This is a genomic window from Pseudomonas sp. S1(2024) (genome assembly GCF_046557535.1).
Map to the genome: position 1 here is coordinate 1 of NZ_JBKGFP010000054.1, position 19,770 is coordinate 19,770.

The following is a 19,770-nucleotide window of genomic DNA, read 5'->3' on the forward strand; positions in this document are numbered from 1 at the left end:
GACACAAGGCCGCTCCTACAATGACCGTGCAAACCCGACAATTCCGGGGGGGGGGGCTCGCGGTCGGTGTAGGAGCGGCCTTGTGTCGCGATGGACCGCAAAGCGGTCCTAAAAATCTCAGCTTCAGTCAGGCTTCTTGTCGACCCACTTCGGCGCCACCGGCGCAACAAAGCTGTCCATCCCGTCCAGCAGCTCATCGGGCTGCTGCCCCAGCAGCAACATCGCCCGATGCTGCGGCCGCACGAAGCCTTCTTCGACGATATGGTCGAGGAACCCGCCCAGCTTCTCGTAGAAACCGTTCACATCCAGCAGCCCCAGCGGCTTGGCGTGATAGCCCAATTGCCCCCAGGTCCATACCTCGAACAACTCCTCCAGCGTACCCAGCCCACCGGGCAGGGCGATAAAGGCGTCGCTCAGTTCGGCCATGCGTGCCTTGCGCGCGTGCATGCCGTCGACCACTTCCAGGCGGCTGAGGCCCTTGTGGCCGATTTCGGCATTCATGAGGCTCTCGGGGATGATTCCGATCACTTCGCCACCGGCCGCCATGGCCGCGTCAGCGACGGTGCCCATCAGGCCAACTGCGCCGCCGCCATAGACCAGGGTCAGGCCGCGACGGGCTATCGCCTGGCCCAGCGCGATGGCCGCTTCACGGTAAGCGGGGTTGGCACCAATGCTGGCGCCGCAGAACACACAAACGGAACGTACGGGCATTGCTCATCTCCAGTCACTCAGGCTGACAGGGTAAGGCCCATGTCCTACAGTTCCAAGGCTGGTTTCACTCCGGTCGGGAGAATTCGCAGATGGCGCCGGTCGCTCCATGGGCGTAGGCCGCCAGCAGGCTGTTCATCAGGCTACCAAGGGTCATTTCGTATTGCTCCTAAATGAGAGGTTGTCCCATCGTCCAATAAAAGGGCATGATGTGCCCTTGAATTGGTTGTATACAATCCATTGAACAATTCTACTGGCTGGCCTCTTGACAGCCCCTTGACCCATATCAGCAAGGGGCTGAACGGTTTCAGGCAGTCTCGCAATTGATAAAACCCTGCCAAGGAGATTCATGATGTTTGCGAAAGCTGTAGCGGTATCCCTGCTGACCCTCGCCAGCGCTTCTGTCTTCGCAGCCGAGTGCTCGGTGACTGTCGACTCCACCGACCAGATGTCCTACAACACCAAGGAAATCACCGTCGACAAGAGCTGCAAGGAATTCACCGTCAAACTGACCCATTCCGGCAACCTGCCGAAGAACGTCATGGGCCACAACCTGGTGATCAGCAAGACTGCCGACATGCAGGGCATTGCCACCGAAGGCATGAGCCAGGGTCTGGAAAAGGACTACATCAAGGCTGACAACGCCGCGATCATCGCCCACACCAAGATGATTGGTGCTCCTGAGAAGGAGACCGAGGTGAAGTTCGACGCTACCAAGCTGGAAGCCGGTGGCGACTACAGCTTCTTCTGCACCTTCCCGGGCCACATCTCGATGATGAAGGGCAAGGTCGTCGTCAAGTAATCAAAGGCTGACGGTGAACCCTGTGGGAGCGGGTTCACCGGGGCGCCGAACCGCTCCCACAGGTCTTTCTACAGCCTGATCAAGGGGCGAACGGCAGTTCGCGCTTGTGCTGGGTCTTGCGGTAGGTGGCGACGATAATGTCGAACGCTTCCTGGTCAACCGGCTGCCCATGCAGGAAGGCATCGATCTGCTGGTAGGTCACGCCATGGGAGGCTTCGTCCGGCTTGCCCGGTGCCAGGTCTTCCAGGTCCGCAGTCGGCACCTTCTCCACCAGTGACTCCGGCGCACCGAAGCTGCGCGCAATCGCCCGCACCTGGTTCTTCACCAGCCCGCTCAGCGGCGCCAGGTCGCAGGCACCATCACCGAACTTGGTAAAGAAGCCCATCACTGCCTCGGCGGCGTGGTCGGTGCCGATCACCAGGCCTGCGCGGGCACCGGCGATGGTGTACTGGGCGACCATGCGGGTGCGTGCCTTGACGTTGCCGACCACGAAGTCCACCAGCGTCGGCGAGCCGTTCTTCAACTCCACCACTTCAGCCGCAAGCGCCCGTACTGCCGGGGCGATATCCACGGTGTGCACTTCGTCGGCCTTGATCACTTCCAGGCACGCCTGGGCGTCATGCTCGTCATGCTGGACCTGGTACGGTAGGCGTACGGCGATGAATGTATAGGCCTTGTCACCGGTTTCGGCGCGCAGCTCGTTGATGGCGCGCTGAGCGAGCAGGGCGGCGGTCAGTGAGTCGACGCCGCCGCTGATGCCCAGCACCAGGGTCTTGAGCCGGGCGTTGGCCAGGCAATCCTTGATGAACGCCACGCGCCGGGCCACTTCGGCCTCGAGCGCGGCGGCGTCGGCGAACGGCGGCTGTACCTTCAGTGCCTGGGCAATCTCTTGCTGAACCGCTTGCATGGGTTACTCCTTGCTGGGGACTTTGAATACATGGCGCATGTAGGCGACGAAGTTCTCGTCGCGGCATTGGGTCTTGGCGGCTTCGTCCGAGATCTTCGCCACCGGCGCGCCGTTGCAGTCGGTCATTTTAAGCACGATGCTCATCGGGGCCACACCCGGGATGTCGCAAGTCAGGTTGGTGCCAATGCCAAAGCTGACGTTGATGCGACCGCGCAGGGCTCGGAAGATTTCCAGCGAGCGGGTCAGGTTGAGACCGTCGGAAAACACCAGGGTCTTGGTCATCGGGTCGATACCCAGTTTCTGGTAATGGGCAATGGCTTTTTCCGCCCATGCCACCGGTTCGCCCGAGTCGTGGCGCAGGCCGTCGAACAGCTTGGCGAAGTACAGGTCGAAATCGCCAAGGAAGGCATCCATGGTGATGCAGTCGGTCAGGGCGATACCGAGCAGGCCGCGGTACTCGCGCACCCAGCAGTCCAGCGCGGCGATCTGGCTGTCGATCAGTCGCGGGCCGAGTTGCTGGTGGGCCATGATCCATTCATGAGCCATGGTACCCAGCGGCTTGATATCCAGTTTCCATGCCAGGTCGACGTTGCTGGTACCGACGAAGCGGCCCGGGAAATCGTCGCGCAGCACACGCACCACTTCTTCCTGCACACGGCTGGAAAAGCGCCGGCGGGTGCCGAAGTCAGCCACCTGCAGTTCGGCCAGTTCATCGTCGCTGGCATGTGCGCGCAGCCAGTCGAACTTGCGGTACAGCTGGTCGCGGGCCTCGGCCAGGCGCATGCGCGGGTGCAGATGGCGGTTGCGCACTTCGCTGATGATCGCCAGCAGCGGCACTTCGAACAGGATCACATGCAGCCACGGACCTTTCAGGCGCAGGAACAGCTGGTCGTTATCTATCCCCAGGCGTACGTAGCGCAGGTTGAAGCGGAACAGGCGCAGAAAGCGCAGGAAATCTGGCTTGAGAAAGCTGATGCGTTCGAGAAAGGCCAGCTGGCCATCATCCAGGGTGAGGTCGCTGAGCAGTTCTAGCTGGTTGCGGATCTCGCCGAGGTATGGGCGCAGGTCCTCGCCGTTGCGACAGCGGAATTCCCATTCGACGTCGGCATCCGGGTAGTTGTGCAGCACGCCCTGCATCATGGTGAGTTTGTAGAAGTCGGTGTCGAGCAGGTTGTGCACGATGCGCTCGGCGAATGCGCTCTCGCTCATCAATGGGGCTCCGGAAGCGGCGAATGGCGGACATTGTGCCAGCCTTTTGCGCCTCGTGTGGCTGTTCCGGCCTCTTCGCGGGCTTGCCCGCTCCCACAGGAACACCTCCGAGCTCAGGAACGGTGCCACCCCCTGTGGAGAGGGAGGACCCCCTGAAAGGACAGGCCTTCCAATACCTGTGGGAGCGGGCGAGCCCGCGAAGAGGCCGGATCTGCCAAAACCGCGTGTTTTTTCGTGCACCAGCTAGCCTTGAAACGGTGCCGCTTGTAGCAGTCGCGCACCAGCTGTGTGCAGTTCGGTGACGTCCGCTGTTACAGGGCGGTTGCACGTAAACACTTGCCAGGGTTGCAATGATGGCACTCGACGGTTGCTCCTTGTCTGTACGTCTGGTGGCGCCTGCCGCGTGGCAGACGGTTGCACGCTCAATAAAGAAAAGGCCGTCGGTCGCCTGCAGGCAACCTGCGCAGTGTGTTTTGCCGGAAGACAAAACCTATGGCACGGCCCTTGCTCTGAGCACAGGGCTGAGAAGTTGTAGTGCCAACCAAAAAAACTCTAGGAGCACCACCTCATGTCGCAGACGTTTTACAAGAAAGGTTTCCTGGCTCTGGCCGTAGCTACGGCACTGGGTGTTTCTTCGTATGTTCAGGCCGACGTCAAGATCGGTGTAGCGGGCCCGATGACCGGGGCTAACGCAGCGTTTGGCGAGCAGTACATGAAAGGTGCGCAGGCAGCGGCCGACAAGATCAACGCCGCCGGTGGCGTGAATGGCGAGAAAATCGTGCTGGTCAAGGGCGATGACGCCTGCGAGCCGAAACAGGCCGTGGCCGTGGCCAACCGCCTGGTCGATCAGGACAAGGTGATTGGCGTGGTAGGCCACTTCTGTTCTTCCAACACCATCCCGGCCTCCGAGGTGTATGACGAGGCTGGCGTCATCGCCATCACCCCGGGCTCCACCAACCCACAGGTTACCGAGCGCGGTCTGGGCGCCATGTTCCGCATGTGCGGCCGTGACGACCAGCAGGGCATCGTCGCCGGCGATTACATCGTCGACGTGCTCAAGGGCAAGAAAGTCGCGGTGCTGCACGACAAGGACACCTACGGCCAAGGCCTGGCCGACGCGACCAAGGCACAGCTGGAAAAACGCGGCGTCAAGCCGGTGCTGTACGAAGGCCTGACCCGCGGCGAGAAGGACTTCAGCGCCGTGGTCACCAAGATCCGTTCCACCGGTGCCGACGTTGTCTACTTCGGCGGCCTGCACCCGGAAGCCGGCCCGCTGGTACGCCAGCTGCGCGAGCAGGGCCTGAAGGACGTCAAGTTCATGTCCGATGACGGCATCGTCACCGACGAACTGGTGTCCACCGCTGGCGGCGCGCAATACGTCGATGGCGTGTACATGACCTTCGGCGCCGACCCGCGCCTGCTCCCGGACAGCAAGGCGGTGGTGGAGGAGTTCCGCAAGGCCGGTACCGAACCTGAAGGCTACACCCTGTACGCCTATGCCTCGCTGCAGGCCCTGGCTGCCGCGTTCAACGGCGCCAAGTCGAACAAGGGCGAGGACGCTGCCAAGTGGCTCAAGGCCAACCCGGTGCAGACCGTCATGGGCGAGAAAAAGTGGGACTCGAAGGGTGACCTGACCGTGTCCGACTACGTGGTCTACCAGTGGGATGCCCAAGGCAAGTACCACCAGCTGGAAAAACAAAAATAACAACGGCCCACGGCCCGGGCGCGTCAGCCCCCGGGCCAAAGCCCCGCGGTACCTGTCTTTATCCGTAGATCTGCACAGTACTGCGCTGCGAGGGCCGCCTGTTCCAGGCCCGCCGTGGTCGGCGCTCGTGCAATCTCAATCAGGTGAGATTGCGTTATGGATGGTATTTTCCTGCAGCAACTGGTCAACGGCCTGACCCTCGGGTCGGTCTATGGCCTGATCGCCATCGGCTACACAATGGTCTATGGCATCATCGGCATGATCAACTTCGCGCACGGCGAGGTGTACATGATTTCCGCGTACCTCGCGGCGATCAGCCTGGCATTGCTGGCTTATTTCGGTATCGAGTCGTTCCCCCTGTTGATGCTGGGCACCCTGTTGTTCACCATCGTCGTCACCGGCGTGTACGGCTTCACCATCGAACGCATCGCCTACAAACCCCTGCGCAACTCCACCCGCCTGGCACCACTGATCAGTGCCATCGGCATCTCGCTGATCCTGCAGAACTACGCGCAGATCAGCCAGGGCGCCCGCCAGCAAGGCGTGCCAACCCTGCTGGAAGGCGCCTGGCGTGTCGAAGTGGGCACCGGCTTCGTGCAACTTACCTACACCAAGATCTTCATCCTGGTGGCAGCCTTCGTTGGCATGGGCCTGCTCACCTATGTGATCAAGTACACCAAGCTCGGCCGCATGTGCCGTGCCACCCAGCAAGACCGCAAGATGGCCTCGATCCTGGGCATCAACACCGACCGGGTGATTTCCTACGTGTTCGTCATCGGTGCGGTTATGGCTGCCCTGGCCGGCGTGCTGATCACCATGAACTACGGCACCTTCGACTTCTACGCCGGCTTCATCATCGGTATCAAGGCGTTTACCGCCGCGGTGCTCGGCGGTATCGGCTCGCTGCCAGGCGCCATGCTCGGCGGGATCATCCTGGGCATTTCCGAGTCGCTGTTCTCTGGCCTGATCAACTCCGACTACAAGGACGTGTTCAGCTTCTCGCTGCTGGTGATGATCCTTATCTTCCGCCCACAAGGCCTGCTGGGTCGCCCGCTCGTGGCTAAGGTGTGAACATGTCCATTGCCAAAACTGCCTCTGTTCCTGAAACCAAAAGTTTCGATATCAAACGCAGCCTGCTGGAGACCATCGTCGCCGGCCTGCTGGCACTCATCGTGTTCGGCCCTGTCGTTGGCGTGGTGCTCGACGGCTACACCTTCAACGCCGAGCCGCGGCGTGTGGCCTGGCTGGTTGGCGGGGTGATGCTGGGGCGCTTCCTGCTCAGCCTGTACCTGCAGACGGCCGCCGGCTCGCGCATGCTCCAGGGCTTCGAAAGCGGTGGCTCGGGCGTGCATGTGCGCGCACCGAACTACGTATCGCGGCTGCGCTATATCATCCCGGCGCTGGTGGTGATCGCCATTGTCTTCCCGATCTTCGCCAACAAGTACCTGCTGACCGTGGTCATCCTCGGCCTGATCTACGTGCTGCTGGGCCTGGGGCTGAACATCGTGGTCGGCCTGGCCGGCCTGCTCGACCTGGGCTATGTGGCGTTTTATGCCATCGGCGCATATGGCCTGGCGCTGGGTTATCAGTACCTTGGCCTGGGCTTCTGGAGCGTGCTGCCACTGGCGGCCATAGCTGCGGCGCTGGCGGGGTGCATACTCGGTTTCCCGGTGTTGCGGATGCATGGCGACTACCTGGCGATCGTGACCCTGGGCTTCGGCGAGATCATCCGCCTGGTGCTGAACAACTGGTTGTCGTTCACCGGCGGCCCCAACGGCATGCCGGCACCGGCGCCGACCTTCTTCGGCCTGGAGTTCGGCCGTAGGGCCAAGGACGGTGGGGTACCGATCCACGAGTTCTTCGGCTTCGATTACAACGCCAACCTCAAGTTCGTGTTCATCTACGCGGTGCTGTTCATCGTCGTGCTTGCAGTGCTCTACATCAAGCATCGCCTGACCCGCATGCCGGTCGGCCGTGCCTGGGAAGCGCTACGCGAAGACGAGATCGCCTGCCGCTCGATGGGCCTGAACCACGTACTGGTCAAGCTCTCGGCGTTTACCCTGGGTGCCTCCACCGCCGGCTTGGCCGGGGTGTTCTTTGCCACCTACCAGGGCTTCGTCAACCCGTCGTCGTTCACCTTCTTCGAGTCGGCGCTGATCCTCGCCATCGTCGTGCTCGGTGGTATGGGCTCGACCGTAGGCGTGGTGATCGCCGCCTTCGTGCTGACCGTGGCACCCGAGCTGCTGCGCAGCTTCTCCGAATACCGCGTGCTGCTGTTCGGTGTGTTGATGGTGCTGATGATGATCTGGCGACCGCGTGGGCTGATCCGCATCAGCCGTACCGGTGTGACCCCGCGTAAAGGAGTGGCGCCATGAGCGACGATATCATTCTCTCGGTCGACAACCTGATGATGCAGTTTGGCGGCATCAAGGCGCTCAGCGATGTCAGCCTGAAGGTCCGGCGCAACCAGATCTTCGCCCTGATCGGCCCCAACGGTGCGGGCAAGACCACCGTGTTCAACTGCCTGACCGGGTTCTACAAGGCCAGTGGCGGGCGCATCGAGCTGAACGTGCGCGGTAGCCACACCAACGTCATCCAGCTGCTCGGCGAGCGCTTCCAGGCGGCAGACTTCGTCTCCCCGGCACGCTTCGCCAACCGCATGTACTACAAGATGTTCGGCGGTACCCACCTGGTCAACCGCGCCGGCCTGGCACGCACCTTCCAGAACATTCGCCTGTTCAAGGAAATGTCGGTGGTGGAGAACCTGCTGGTGGCGCAGCACATGTGGGTCAACCGCAACCTGCTGGCCGGGGTACTCAACACCAAGGCCTACCGCAAGGCCGAGAGCGACGCGCTGGACCACGCGTTCTACTGGCTGGAAGTGGTCGACCTGGTCGATTGCGCCAACCGCCTGGCTGGCGAGTTGTCGTACGGCCAGCAGCGCCGCCTGGAAATCGCCCGGGCGATGTGCACGCGGCCGAAGATCATCTGCCTGGACGAACCGGCGGCTGGCCTGAACCCACAGGAAACCGAGGCCCTCAGCCGCATGATCCGCGTGCTGCGCGACGAGCACGACATTACCGTGGTGCTGATCGAACACGACATGGGCATGGTCATGAGCATTTCCGATCATATCGTGGTGCTCGACCACGGCAACGTGATTGCCGAAGGCGCGCCGCAGGATATCCGCCACAACCCGACGGTGATCGCCGCCTACCTGGGTGCAGATGAAGAGGAACTGGTATGAGTGCACCCATTCTGGAATTGAAGGACCTGGACGTGTTTTACGGCCCTATCCAGGCGCTGAAGAAAGTCTCGATGCACATCAATGAAGGTGAGACGGTCAGCCTGATCGGCGCCAACGGCGCTGGCAAGTCGACCCTGCTGATGTCGATCTTCGGCCAGCCGCGGGCGGCGTCGGGGCATATCGTGTACCGCGGCACCGACATCACTCGCAAGTCATCGCATTACATTGCCTCCAACGGCATTGCCCAGTCGCCGGAAGGGCGCCGGGTGTTCCCCGACATGACGGTCGAGGAGAACCTGATGATGGGTACCATCCCCATCGGCGACAAGCATGCCGACGAAGACATGCAGCGCATGTACGAGCTGTTCCCGCGCCTGAAAGAGCGGCGTAACCAGAGGGCCATGACCATGTCCGGTGGCGAGCAGCAGATGCTGGCCATTGCTCGCGCGCTGATGAGCCGGCCAAAGTTGTTGCTGCTGGATGAGCCATCGCTGGGGCTGGCGCCGATCGTGGTCAAGCAGATCTTCTCGACCTTGCGTGAACTGGCCAAGACCGGGATGACCATCTTCCTGGTGGAGCAGAACGCCAACCATGCGCTGAAACTGTCGGACCGGGCTTATGTGATGGTCAACGGGCAGATTCGCATGAGCGGGACGGGGCAGGAGCTGTTGGTCAACGAAGAAGTGCGCAACGCCTATCTCGGCGGGCATTGAGTTGCATTCGGGGGCCGCTTTGCGGCCCTTTCGCCGGCAAGCCAGCTCCCACAGGTACTGCACTGCCCTCAGGGCCTGTGTGGTCCCTGTGGGAGCTGGCTTGCCGGCGAAAGGGCTGCAAAGCAGCCCCATTCTCGATGTGGACAACTTCTACCACGCCTCTCCGTTCACGCATCACTACCCCATCCCAAGCCCTTGTTTCCACAGGCCCGATCTTTTCCACGGATAATGTGGAACCGCCTGTGGAAAACATGGTGGCATCTCGCTCAAGCCCTTTGATACCAAGCCCTGCAGCTTCATGATCATTTTTTGATCACAGGCGCCTTGTGGATGGTTTTCCCAGGTTTTTCAAAGCCCTGCATTCATTCCAAGGCTTGCGCAAAACCTGTGGATAACCCTGTGAAAAAACCTTGGACAGACCGCTGCAGACAGCATGCTTGAAAGCCTTGCGCCATCACCGAAAAGATATCCACCGACCACACTTCGCTGAAAGGGTTCCGCACCGTGGACAAGTTGCCCCCAATCCGTGGGGAAAGCCTTGTGGATAACGTGCGCATAGCTGGTGCCGAGCCGTCTGCTGTAAGGGTTTGCCCCATATGATCAAAAAATGAACAATATCCCGGGCGGGTTGCTGCAAGCACGCGGCGCGGGCATGCTGCAAGACTGCCGATGACAATCCACCGTGAGGAACAGAGCATGACGTCCACCGTATTCATCACTGGCGCGACTTCCGGTTTCGGTGAGGCCACTGCCCGCCGTTTTGCCGAAGCTGGTTGGAAGCTGGTGCTCACTGGCCGCCGCAAGGAGCGCCTGGATGCCCTGTGCGCAGAACTGTCGGCCAAGACCGAAGTACAGGGCCTGGTGCTCGACGTGCGTGACCGCAAGGCCATGGAGCAGGCCATCGCCAACTTGCCGGCCGGCTTCGACAAGTTGCGCGGCCTGGTCAACAACGCAGGCCTGGCGCTAGGGGTGGACGCGGCGCAGAACTGCAGCCTGGACGACTGGGAAACCATGGTCGATACCAACATCAAGGGCCTGATGTACACCACTCGCCTGCTGCTGCCACGGCTGATCGCCCATGGCCGTGGGGCGTCGATCCTCAACGTAGGTTCCGTGGCGGGCAACTACCCGTACCCAGGCAGCAATGTGTATGGCGGCACCAAGGCCTTCGTCGGCCAGTTCTCGTTGAGCCTGCGCTGCGACCTGCGGGGTACGGGCGTGCGCGTGAGCAATATCGAGCCGGGCCTGTGCGAGAGCGAGTTCTCGCTGGTGCGCTTTGGCGGTGACCAGGCCAAATACGACGCCACCTACGCCGGTGCCGAGCCGATCCAGCCGCAGGACATCGCCGAGACCATCTTCTGGATCCTCAACCAGCCGGCGCATATCAATATCAACAGCCTCGAGCTGATGCCGGTGAGTCAGGACTGGGCAGGGTTCTCGATCGATCGGTCGGCCAAGGCCTGATCAAAAGGCGGGGCCGCTTTGCGGCCCATTCGCAGCACAAGGCTGCTCCTACAGGATTGGCACTGGTTTCAGGTGCGCCGCTTTCCCTGTAGGAGCAGCCTTGTGCTGCGAAAGCGTCAGCCCAAGCGCTGCAACCCTTCCAGGCAAGTCGCCAAGTGGTAGGGTGTAGTCGAAGGCATATCATGCCGGCTGACACTGCCTTGCCCATCCCGGCACTCATACCAGCCCGCCTCACGCAGGAACCGCGTTTCCAGGGCTTGTAACTGCCCGGCAAGCTTGCTCTCGCCCCCTGTCCGCAACACCAGAGCCCGCAGGTACTCCGCTTGCGCCCAGATTCGCTGGGTGGCGTCGAGCACCTGGCCATCCACATCCAGCATCGCCAGCACAGCGGCATCCTTGACCCCGTATTGCTCGGCGTAGCCGAAAGCCCGGTCGATGGACGCATGCAGCGGCGTATCTCGCAGCAGTGGCGAGGTATGCAGGAGGTAGAACCACTCGAACTGGTGCCCCGGCTCGAACCAGTTATCCACAGTGCCGCGTGGCTTTTCCAGCATCAGGCCGTGGGCGGGGTCGATGAAGTGTTCCTGCAGCGCGTCGCACAGGTGCAGCAACGACTGCTGGGCATGCTTGTCGTCACGCACCGCCAGCACCTGCAGGAAGGCTTCGGCCAGGTGCATCTGTGGGTTTTGCAGCGGGCCGCTGCCAAGGTCTGCCCAGTCTTCAGCGAGGCTGGCTTCGTACAGGCCGTCGTCGCGGGCGAACTGCTGGTCGATGATGTCCAGCGCGGCGTTCAGCGTGGACTCCACCAGGTTTTCACGCACCTTGCCCCAGTAGTGCGCACAGGCGAAGACGATGAACGCGTGGGTGTAGAGGTCCTTGCGCCGGTCCAGCGGTTTGCCCTGGGCGTCGATGCTGTAGAACCAGCCGCCGTGTTCGGCGTCGTGGAAGTGCTTCTGCAGCGAGCGGAACAAGGCCGCCGCACGCTCGGCTGCGCCCGGTTGCCCGATGCGGCTGCTGAACAGGTAAAGCTGCCTTGCGCAGGCCATGGCCCGGTAGCGCTGCACCGGCAATGGCTGGTGCTGGGCGTCCAGGGCCTCGTAAGGCAGGGCCATGTCGGCGTTCCAGCCCGGGCCTTGCCACAACGGCACGATGCGTTCGGCGAAGTGCTGGTTGAAGCGGGCCAGTTCGGGCAGGGTGGGGCGGGGGTCGGACATTTCGGCGCTCGTCGCTGTCGGGCAGGGCGCCATGGTAGCAGAACTGGGGTTGTGGGTAGCCTGTGCCGGCCTCTTCGCGGGCATGCCCGCTCCCACAGGATCACCACAGGCTCGAGCAATGTGGGGGTACCTGTGGGAGCGGGCATGCCCGCGAAGAGGCCAGTACAGCCTACCGATCAGCTCGGGTTGCCGAGCCCCTGCCAATGCCGCGCCCCCACGAAGATGAAGCGCAACTGCTGGGTGATCTTTTCCTGCGGCGTCAGCGCCTGTGGATAACCCGCTTCGGGGCTGTCGATAAGCTCGGGTAGGGTGGCGAACACGGTCTTCACCACCAGGTCGGCCATCACCGCCAGCGCGGCGCTGTCCAGGTGCTGCCAGCGCTTCATCCGCGCCAGATCAGTGGCCAGGTCGTCGCTGATGTCCTGTCGCAGGCGGGCGATGGCCTGGCGTACGGCCTGCGAACCGCCGTACTGCTCACGGGCGAGGAACAGGAACTGCGCACGGTGGGCCGCGACCACGTCAAGGAAGATGCGCACCGACGCGTCGGTGATGCCGCCCAGTTCGAATTCGTTGTGGCGCACCAGGCGGATGGTCTGGCGGAAGGTGGTGTCGACCTCGGCAACCAGGGCCAGGCCCAAGGCGTCCATGTCGGAAAAATGCCGGTAAAAGCCGGTGGGTACGATGCCGGCCGTCTTTGCCACTTCGCGCAGGCTGATACTGCCGAAACCACGGCCACTCTCCATGAGCTGGCAGGCAGCATCGAGCAGGGCCTGGCGGGTCTGTAGCTTCTGTTCGGCGCGCGGCAGCATGGTGCGGGCTTCTATGGCGGTAAGGCTGGGCACTCTAGTTAAAAAAACAAAGCCCGGTCAATGGACCGGGCCTGGAGGGGAGCTGGCGTTGTGACATAGGTTGTTCTTTTCGGTCATGGCGATCAGCTCACACGGCTGATTTCAACCAGGCGATCGGAACCACCCTCGGCAACACGGCCAGTACGTTCGATCAGGCGATCGGAGCCACCCTCGGCAACGCGGCCAGTACGTTCGATCAGGCGATCGGAGCCACCCTCGGCAACGCGGCCAGTACGTTCGATCAGGCGATCGGAGCCACCCTCGGCAACGCGGCCAGTACGTTCGATCAGGCGATCGGAGCCACCTTCGGCAACGCGGCCGGTACGTTCGATCAGGCGATCGGAGCCACCTTCGGCAACGCGGGCACTACGTTCGATCAGGCGATCAGCACCACCTTCAGCAACGGTCTTCAGCGGCTGGGCGATTTCAGCAGCGCTGGAGCGCGATTCGGCGGTCAGGTGTTGCTCGTCGGCTGGCAGGGCAAAAGCGTTGGCAGCCAGGATGGACAGGGTCAGGGTCAGCAGATGGCGTTTCATGATTTCGGTGCTCCTCTCGGGGGCTGGAAAGTGGGTACGGAGCCAATGCTACGCCGCGTAACGCCAGAGAGAAGTTCATACGGGTAATGGTAACAATCGACCGTATTGATAGAGATTTGAAACTGCTCTAGAAAGCACTTTACAGACCGTTAGATGGCAATTTGATGGTGCCTTTTGCAGGTAACACGCACGGTCTGGCGCGACGATTTGCTGAGCAAAAGGCCAGGAAAAACTTCGCTATCACGGCGCCATCGATAAAACCCCACGGGTTTTCATCAGTCCGAGATATTGAGTGCCACCGCTGCACCTGTTCTGTGCCATACCGCAAGGAGAATCACGCAATGACGCGTCCCGCCAGAATCCTCGTCTGGACCTCCACCAGCCTGCTGACCCTGCTGGCGATCCTGGTGGTGGTGATTGCCACCTTCGACTGGAACCGCGTCAAGCCCCTGCTCAACGAGAAAGTCTCCGAGGCCCTGCAGCGGCCCTTCGCGATCAATGGCAACCTTGCCGTGGACTGGCGCACCGAACCAGAAGAGGGGGGCTGGCGTGCCTGGGTGCCTTGGCCGCACTTCATTGCCGAAGACCTGACCTTGGGCAACCCCGAGTGGCTCAAGGAACCGAAGATGGTCGGCCTGGAGCGCGTGGCGTTCCGCCTGGCGCCGCTGCCGCTGCTGTTCCAGCAGATCAGCATCCCGCGCATCGACCTGACCAAGCCCACAGCCAGCCTCACCCGTCTGGCTGATGGCCGCGCCAACTGGGCCTTCGACTTCGGCCCCAAGGATGAAAACGCAGAGCCTTCCAAATGGCAGCTGGACATTGGCGCCATCGGCTTCGACCAGGGCAATGTCAGCTTCGATGACCAAACCCTGAAAACCAGCATGAAGGTGCAGATCGACCCGCTGGGCAAGCCTGTCCCGTTCAGCGACATCGTCGGCAAGGCCAGCGCCGAGAAGGCCGGTGCCGCGCAGGACTACGCCTTCGGGCTCAAGGCCCAGGGCCGTTACAAAGGCCAGCCGGTCTCCGGTACCGGCAAGATCGGCGGCCTGCTGGCCCTGCAGGACGCCAGCCAGCCCTTCCCGCTGCAGGCTGACGTGCGCATCGCCGACACCCATGTGGTGCTCGCCGGCACCCTGACCGACCCGCGCAACCTAGGTGCCCTCGACCTGCGCCTGCGCCTGTCCGGGGCCAGCCTGGGCAACCTCTACCCGCTGACCGGCGTAACCTTGCCCGACACCCCGGCCTACTCCACCGACGGCCACCTCAGCGCCAACCTGCACGCGGCGCAAGGGGCGACCTTCAACTACCAGGGCTTCAACGGCAAGATCGGTGACAGCGATATCCACGGCGACCTGGCCTTCGTTGCCAGCCAGCCACGGCCCAAGCTGTCCGGCAACCTGGTGTCCAACCAGTTGTTGTTCAAGGACCTGGCACCGCTGATCGGTGCCGACTCCAACGCCGAGCAGAAAGCCCGTGGTGGTGCCAGCAAGCAGCCGGAGGGCAAGGTGCTGCCAGTGGAAGAGTTCCGCACCGAGCGCTGGCGCGCGATGGACGCCGACGTCACCTTCGCCGGCAAGCGCATCGTGCACAGCGCGCAACTGCCGTTCAACGACCTGTCGGCCCACGTGATACTGGAGGACGGCCTGCTGCGCCTGGAGCCCCTGCGTTTTGGCGTGGCTGGCGGCAACCTGGCTTCCAGGATTCGCCTGGATGGCCGCAACGTACCGTTGCAGGGGCGTGCCCGGCTGACGGCGCGTGGCTTCAAGCTCAAGCAGTTGTTCCCCTCCTTTGCGCCGATGCAGACCAGCTTCGGTGAGTTGAACGGCGATGCCGATATCACTGGCCGGGGCAACTCGGCGGCCGCCTTGCTGGGCACGGCCAATGGCGACCTGCGCATGCTGATCAACGATGGTGCCATCAGCCGCAGCCTGATGGAGATTGCCGGACTTAATGTGGGTAACTATGTGGTCGGCAAGCTGTTTGGCGATGAGGATGTGAAGATCAACTGCGCAGCGGCTGACGTGGGTATCAAGGATGGCCTGGCGACCACGCGCCTGTTCATCTTCGATACCGAGAACGCGATCATCTACATCAACGGCACGGCCAATTTCGCCACGGAGCAGCTTGACCTGAAAATTACCCCTGAATCGAAAGGGTTGCGGCTGTTCTCGCTGCGTTCGCCGCTGTATGTGCGCGGGCCGTTCGCCAAGCCCAGTGCCGGGGTGCAGGCGGTGCCGCTGGCATTGCGCGGAGCGGGAATGGTGGCGTTGGGCGTGGTTGCCGGGCCGGCGGCGGGGTTGCTGGCGCTGATTGCGCCTAGCAGCGGGGATGATCCCAACCAGTGCACGCCGCTGTTGCAGCAGATGAAGGCGGGCAAGGCGCCGGCGGTGGTGAAAGAGCGGAAATAGCAGGGGGCCGCTTCGCGGCCCATCGCGACACAAGGCCGCTCCCACAGGTATTTCACAGCCCTAAAGACTTGTGGAATACCTGTGGGAGCGGCCTTGTGTCGCGAAAGGGGCGCAAAGCGCCCCCAAGAATCACAAGCCTTGCAACAGGTCGGACATATCGTCCGCGTGCTCTTCTTCCTGCGCGAGGATGTCTTCAAAAATCCGCCGCGTAGTCGGATCTTTATCCCCGATGTACCGAATGATCTCGCGATAGCTATCGATGGCGATCCGCTCCGCTACCAGGTCTTCCAGCACCATCTCTTTCAATGAAGCGCCCGCCACATATTGGGCATGGGACCGCTTGCTCAGGTTGTCCGGGTTGAAATCCGGCTCTCCACCTAACTGCACGATCCGTTCGGCAAGCTTGTCGGCGTGCTCGGCTTCCTGGTTGGCATGCTCGAGGAATTCATCGGCAGCCACGCTGGCCTTGATGCCGCTGGCCATGAAGTAGTGACGCTTGTAGCGCAGCACGCAGACCAGTTCGGTCGCCAGTGAATCATTGAGCAGGTGCAGGATCTGTTGGCGATCAGCATCGTAACCCTCGGTCACCGCACCTTGCTCGACATGCTGACGGGCACGTTCGCGCAGGGTTTGTACATCGGTCAGTTCATTCGCATTCATGTTCATCTCCTGGAACATCAGGGTGGTCATGGATATGGCCTGGAAGGCTTAGGCGCCGTGGACGGCGTCGCTGTCTTCTTCGCGTTGTTTGCAAGTCTTGAAGCCCTTGGCGTCGACATGGCCGGTGGCGTCGAAGCGCACGTAGTAGGGCTGCTGGTGGCCATCGTGGTTGAGGATGTAGTCGTTGCAGGTGCCGCCATGGGGGAGGTCGATGACGTTGGACGGGCTGCCGCCGATGGCGATGACTTTCTGCATGGTCATGCCTTTTTCCACCTGCTTGACCAGCGGTTCGTCGCGGTAGGTGACGTAGTCCACCGGGTTTTCCGGGCGGCTGCCGCAGGCGACGAGGGTGGCGCTTGCCAGAAGGATTGCCAGGGTCTGCTTGTACATGGTCCCGCTCCTTGCAAAGGGTCTGTGTGGTTTGGAACCGCAGCGCGCGGTGGGAGTTCGATTGCGATGGTCATCAAGGCCGCTGTAGTGTTGGCCGGTCGTCCACGGAAAGGGGCTGGGGCAATGCAGCAGGAATTGGCCACGCGATACCCGTTGGTGCTGGTGCCGGGCATGCTCGGTTTTGTCCGGGTAGTGCTCTACCCCTACTGGTTCGGCATCGTGCCGGCCCTGCGCCAGGGCGGGGCGCAGGTGTTCCCGGTGCAGGTTTCGCCACTGCATTCCAGCGAGGTGCGCGGCGAGCAGTTGCTGGCGATCATCGAAGACATCTGCCTGCGTACCGGAGCGGAAAAGGTCAACCTCATCGGCCACAGCCAGGGCGCCCTGAGCGCGCGCTACGCGGCTGCCAGGCGGCCTGGGCGGGTGGCTTCGGTCACTTCGGTGGCGGGGCCCAACCATGGCTCGGAACTGGCCGACTACCTGGAACGCACGGCACCGGGCGATTCCCCGCAGGGGCGCATCCTGAAGGCCGTGCTGCATGGCTTGGCCGTGCTGCTGGTGTGGCTGGAAACCGGCTGGCGCCGTGACCCGTTGCCGGTGGATGTACACGCCTCGCACCAGTCACTGACCAGTGCAGGTGTGGCGCTGTTCAACCAGGCTTATCCACAGGGGTTGCCAGACACCTGGGGCGGGGAGGGGGCCTATGAGGTCGATGGCGTGCGTTATTACTCCTGGTCCGGCACCTTGCAGCCCGGCCTGACCGACCAGCGGCGCAACCGTTTAGACGGCAGCAGCCACTTCTGCCGCCTGTTCGCGCGCAGTTTCGTCAAGGAAAAGGGCTATTGCGACGGAATGGTCGGGCGCTTCAGTTCGCACTTGGGGCAGGTGATCGGCGACGATTACCCGCTCGACCACCTGGATATCGTCAACCAGTCGCTTGGTGCGGTGGGCAAGGGTGCCGAACCGGTGCGGCTGTTCACCGAACATGCCGCCCGGCTCAAGGCGGCAGGGCTCTAGCGACGGATCGGTGTGGTCCAGCGCTCGGCCAGCACCACGCCCGCCAGGGTCAGCAGGCCGCCGACCAAGTGATAGCGGGCCAGCTGCTCGTCGAGCACCACGGCGGCGATCAGTGCCGTGACCAGCGGCAGCAGGTTGAAGAACAGCGTGGTGCGGCTGGGCCCCAGGCGGTGCACGGCCTGCATCCACACCAGGGGCGCGATCATCGAGGCCAGCACGCAGGCGTACAGCACCAGGCCGACGTTGCGGCTGTTCAGGCCAGTCTTGTCCGACAGCAGGAACAGCGGCAGCAACACGACGATGGCTACCAGCACCTGCAGGTACAGCAGCTGCATCGGCGGCAGGCGCAGCTGCCATTTCTTCAGCAGGAAGCTGTATAGCGCATAGGCCAGTGTGGCCACCAGCATCAGCAGGTCGCCGCTGTTCAGGCCTTGTTGCAGCAGGCTGGCGGGGTGGCCGGCGCTGACCACTTCAAGCACGCCGAAAAATGACACCAGCGCGCCCAGCAGGGCACCGTAGCTCAGGCGCTGGCCCAGCCAGGCGATGGACAATGCCAGTGACATCAGTGGCATCAGCGAAAGGATGATGCCCATGTTGGTGGCGCTGGTGATGCCGGCGGCAAAGTAGGCCAGGCTCTGGTACAGCGCCATGCCCAGCACGCCCAGCACGAAAACCTTGCCCAGGTGCGGGCGAATGGCCGCGCGATTGCGCCACACGGCGGGCAGCAGGAACGGGGTGAACAACAGCGCGGCCAGTAGCCAGCGATAGAAGCCGATCTCGGCGGGGTGGATGGCGCCGGCGGACATCTTGGTGACCACGGTGTTGCCGGCCCATATCAGGATGGCGGTCAGGGGGAACAGGTAGTTCATGTAGCAGGTTACTCGTTGGGGCTTGGGTTGGGGCTGCTTTGCAGCCCTACGCGGGCTTGCCCGCTCCCACAGGGATATCACAGGCCTGAAAGCTGGCGCGGATCCTGTGGGAGCGGGCGAGCCCGCGAAGGCCTGCGCAGCAGGCCCCGATGGCAGCCATTATCAACTGTCTGTCAACAAGCCTATACTCCTATCCAGACAACCCGCCCCGCAAAGCAGACAGCATGCCGCGCAAATACCTCGACATTCCCCAGTTAACCCGGCTCCCGGCCCCGGTGTACTTCCGCCACGACGAGTTCGGTGCCGACACCCGCAGCGCCCTGCATCGCCACGCCTGGGGCCAGCTCAACTACACCGCCCACGGCGTGATGCACCTGGAGGTAGCTGGCCAGCACTTCCTGTCGCCGCCGCAATACGCCGTGTGGGTGCCGCCCGACACCGAGCATGGTTGCTACAACCCGCAGGCTATCGTCTACCGTTCGGTCTACCTGGACCGCAGCCTGTGCGCCGCACTGCCGCAGCAACCGTGCAGCCTGATGATCAGCGACATCCTCAAGGCCATCCTCGCCGACTTCGCCCGGCGCGACCTGCGGGTTGCCGAGGGCGAGCGCGACCAGCGCCTGGCGCAGGTGCTGCTCGACCAGCTGCTGCTGGCGCCCACCCAGGCCTGCTACCTGCCGTTTGCCCACAGCGAGGGCTTGCGCCAGGTGCTCGATGCCCTTGGTGCCGAGCCGGGCGACAACCGCCCGCTGGGCGAATGGGCCGCCCAGATTCATGTCAGCGAACGTACTTTGGCCCGGCAGTTCCTGCGCGAGCTGGGCATCAGTTTTGGTGAATGGCGCCTGCGCCTGCGCTTTCTGCGCGCCATCGAAGCGCTGGAGGCCGGCCAGCCGATCCAGGCCATCGCCTTCGACCTGGGCTACAGCAGCGCCTCGGCGTTCATCGCCATGTTCCAGCGCCAGGCCCAGTGCACGCCCGAGCAATACCGCCGCCAGGCACGGGCAGGGCGTTGAGAATTCTTGGCTACACTCAGCTCGACCCCCGTGCATCGGGCGCGGAGCCAAGGAGACTACTCC

General features: G+C 62.7%; 19 protein-coding genes. 10 read left to right on the top strand and 9 right to left on the bottom strand.

What is annotated here, in order from left to right; genetic code table 11:
• Nucleotides 1-123: 123 nt before the first annotated feature.
• Complete coding sequence (locus ACLCGK_RS14770) at nucleotides 124-711, bottom strand: TIGR00730 family Rossman fold protein (RefSeq protein WP_023660590.1); 588 nt, start codon at nucleotides 709-711, stop codon at nucleotides 124-126.
• Between the two features lie 349 nt (nucleotides 712-1,060).
• On the opposite strand from ACLCGK_RS14770, the gene azu reads away from it, so the two are divergent.
• The gene (azu, locus tag ACLCGK_RS14775; protein WP_015271990.1) at nucleotides 1,061-1,510 is read left to right on the top strand and encodes an azurin; all 450 of its coding nucleotides are present in this window, start codon (nucleotides 1,061-1,063) and stop codon (nucleotides 1,508-1,510) included.
• A 79-nt stretch (nucleotides 1,511-1,589) separates the two neighbouring features.
• On the opposite strand, the gene nadE is transcribed toward azu, so the two are convergent.
• Complete coding sequence (gene nadE, locus ACLCGK_RS14780; protein ID WP_013974414.1) at nucleotides 1,590-2,417, bottom strand: ammonia-dependent NAD(+) synthetase; 828 nt, start codon at nucleotides 2,415-2,417, stop codon at nucleotides 1,590-1,592.
• Nucleotides 2,418-2,420: 3 nt separating this feature from the next.
• Nucleotides 2,421-3,626 carry a nicotinate phosphoribosyltransferase gene (pncB, locus tag ACLCGK_RS14785; RefSeq protein ID WP_410952259.1) on the bottom strand — a complete coding sequence of 402 codons (1,206 nt, stop codon included), beginning with the start codon at nucleotides 3,624-3,626 and terminating at the stop codon, nucleotides 2,421-2,423.
• Between the two features lie 568 nt (nucleotides 3,627-4,194).
• Between pncB and ACLCGK_RS14790 the strand changes: the two genes are divergently transcribed.
• From ACLCGK_RS14790 to ACLCGK_RS14815, 6 genes are all read left to right on the top strand, one after another.
• Nucleotides 4,195-5,331, top strand: a complete 1,137-nt coding sequence (locus ACLCGK_RS14790) for a branched-chain amino acid ABC transporter substrate-binding protein (protein WP_015271988.1) — start codon at nucleotides 4,195-4,197, stop codon at nucleotides 5,329-5,331.
• Nucleotides 5,332-5,487: 156 nt separating this feature from the next.
• Nucleotides 5,488-6,402, top strand: a complete 915-nt coding sequence (locus ACLCGK_RS14795; RefSeq protein ID WP_013974411.1) for an ABC transporter permease subunit — start codon at nucleotides 5,488-5,490, stop codon at nucleotides 6,400-6,402.
• Nucleotides 6,403-6,404: 2 nt separating this feature from the next.
• Nucleotides 6,405-7,706, top strand: coding sequence for a high-affinity branched-chain amino acid ABC transporter permease LivM (gene livM, locus ACLCGK_RS14800; RefSeq protein WP_015271987.1), 1,302 nt, complete (start codon nucleotides 6,405-6,407; stop codon nucleotides 7,704-7,706).
• The gene (locus ACLCGK_RS14805; RefSeq protein WP_010955466.1) at nucleotides 7,703-8,578 is read left to right on the top strand and encodes an ATP-binding cassette domain-containing protein; all 876 of its coding nucleotides are present in this window, start codon (nucleotides 7,703-7,705) and stop codon (nucleotides 8,576-8,578) included. The genes livM and ACLCGK_RS14805 overlap by 4 nt, the downstream gene beginning before the upstream one ends.
• Nucleotides 8,575-9,291, top strand: coding sequence for an ABC transporter ATP-binding protein (locus tag ACLCGK_RS14810; RefSeq protein ID WP_015271986.1), 717 nt, complete (start codon nucleotides 8,575-8,577; stop codon nucleotides 9,289-9,291). Before ACLCGK_RS14805 ends, ACLCGK_RS14810 begins: the two co-directional genes overlap by 4 nt.
• Nucleotides 9,292-9,987: 696 nt before the next feature.
• Nucleotides 9,988-10,755, top strand: coding sequence for an SDR family oxidoreductase (locus ACLCGK_RS14815; RefSeq protein ID WP_100413368.1), 768 nt, complete (start codon nucleotides 9,988-9,990; stop codon nucleotides 10,753-10,755).
• 116 nt (nucleotides 10,756-10,871) lie between these two features.
• On the opposite strand, the gene ACLCGK_RS14820 is transcribed toward ACLCGK_RS14815, so the two are convergent.
• The 3 genes from ACLCGK_RS14820 to ACLCGK_RS14830 form a co-directional block, all read right to left on the bottom strand.
• A complete protein-coding gene (locus tag ACLCGK_RS14820; protein ID WP_410952260.1) occupies nucleotides 10,872-11,969 on the bottom strand; it encodes an AGE family epimerase/isomerase in 1,098 nt (365 codons plus the stop codon).
• A 176-nt stretch (nucleotides 11,970-12,145) separates the two neighbouring features.
• Nucleotides 12,146-12,778, bottom strand: a complete 633-nt coding sequence (locus tag ACLCGK_RS14825; protein ID WP_023662510.1) for a TetR family transcriptional regulator — start codon at nucleotides 12,776-12,778, stop codon at nucleotides 12,146-12,148.
• Nucleotides 12,779-12,900: 122 nt separating this feature from the next.
• The gene (locus ACLCGK_RS14830) at nucleotides 12,901-13,353 is read right to left on the bottom strand and encodes a phage infection protein (RefSeq protein ID WP_410952261.1); all 453 of its coding nucleotides are present in this window, start codon (nucleotides 13,351-13,353) and stop codon (nucleotides 12,901-12,903) included.
• Nucleotides 13,354-13,694: 341 nt separating this feature from the next.
• On the opposite strand from ACLCGK_RS14830, the gene ACLCGK_RS14835 reads away from it, so the two are divergent.
• Nucleotides 13,695-15,761, top strand: a complete 2,067-nt coding sequence (locus tag ACLCGK_RS14835) for an AsmA family protein (protein WP_410952262.1) — start codon at nucleotides 13,695-13,697, stop codon at nucleotides 15,759-15,761.
• A gap of 129 nt (nucleotides 15,762-15,890) precedes the next feature.
• Here ACLCGK_RS14835 and ACLCGK_RS14840 read toward each other — a convergent pair whose 3' ends face one another.
• Nucleotides 15,891-16,421, bottom strand: a complete 531-nt coding sequence (locus ACLCGK_RS14840) for a bacterioferritin (protein ID WP_410952263.1) — start codon at nucleotides 16,419-16,421, stop codon at nucleotides 15,891-15,893.
• Nucleotides 16,422-16,469: 48 nt separating this feature from the next.
• Nucleotides 16,470-16,811, bottom strand: coding sequence for an osmotically-inducible lipoprotein OsmE (gene osmE, locus ACLCGK_RS14845; RefSeq protein ID WP_003258245.1), 342 nt, complete (start codon nucleotides 16,809-16,811; stop codon nucleotides 16,470-16,472).
• A 123-nt stretch (nucleotides 16,812-16,934) separates the two neighbouring features.
• On the opposite strand from osmE, the gene ACLCGK_RS14850 reads away from it, so the two are divergent.
• A complete protein-coding gene (locus ACLCGK_RS14850) occupies nucleotides 16,935-17,825 on the top strand; it encodes an alpha/beta fold hydrolase (RefSeq protein WP_410952264.1) in 891 nt (296 codons plus the stop codon).
• On the opposite strand, the gene ACLCGK_RS14855 is transcribed toward ACLCGK_RS14850, so the two are convergent.
• The gene (locus ACLCGK_RS14855; RefSeq protein ID WP_054572742.1) at nucleotides 17,822-18,694 is read right to left on the bottom strand and encodes a DMT family transporter; all 873 of its coding nucleotides are present in this window, start codon (nucleotides 18,692-18,694) and stop codon (nucleotides 17,822-17,824) included. The genes ACLCGK_RS14850 and ACLCGK_RS14855 overlap by 4 nt on opposite strands.
• Before the next feature lie 224 nt (nucleotides 18,695-18,918).
• Between ACLCGK_RS14855 and ACLCGK_RS14860 the strand changes: the two genes are divergently transcribed.
• Entirely contained in the window at nucleotides 18,919-19,707 is a 789-nt protein-coding gene (locus ACLCGK_RS14860; protein ID WP_410952265.1) for an AraC family transcriptional regulator, read from the top strand.
• The last annotated feature ends 63 nt before the right edge of the window (nucleotides 19,708-19,770 follow it).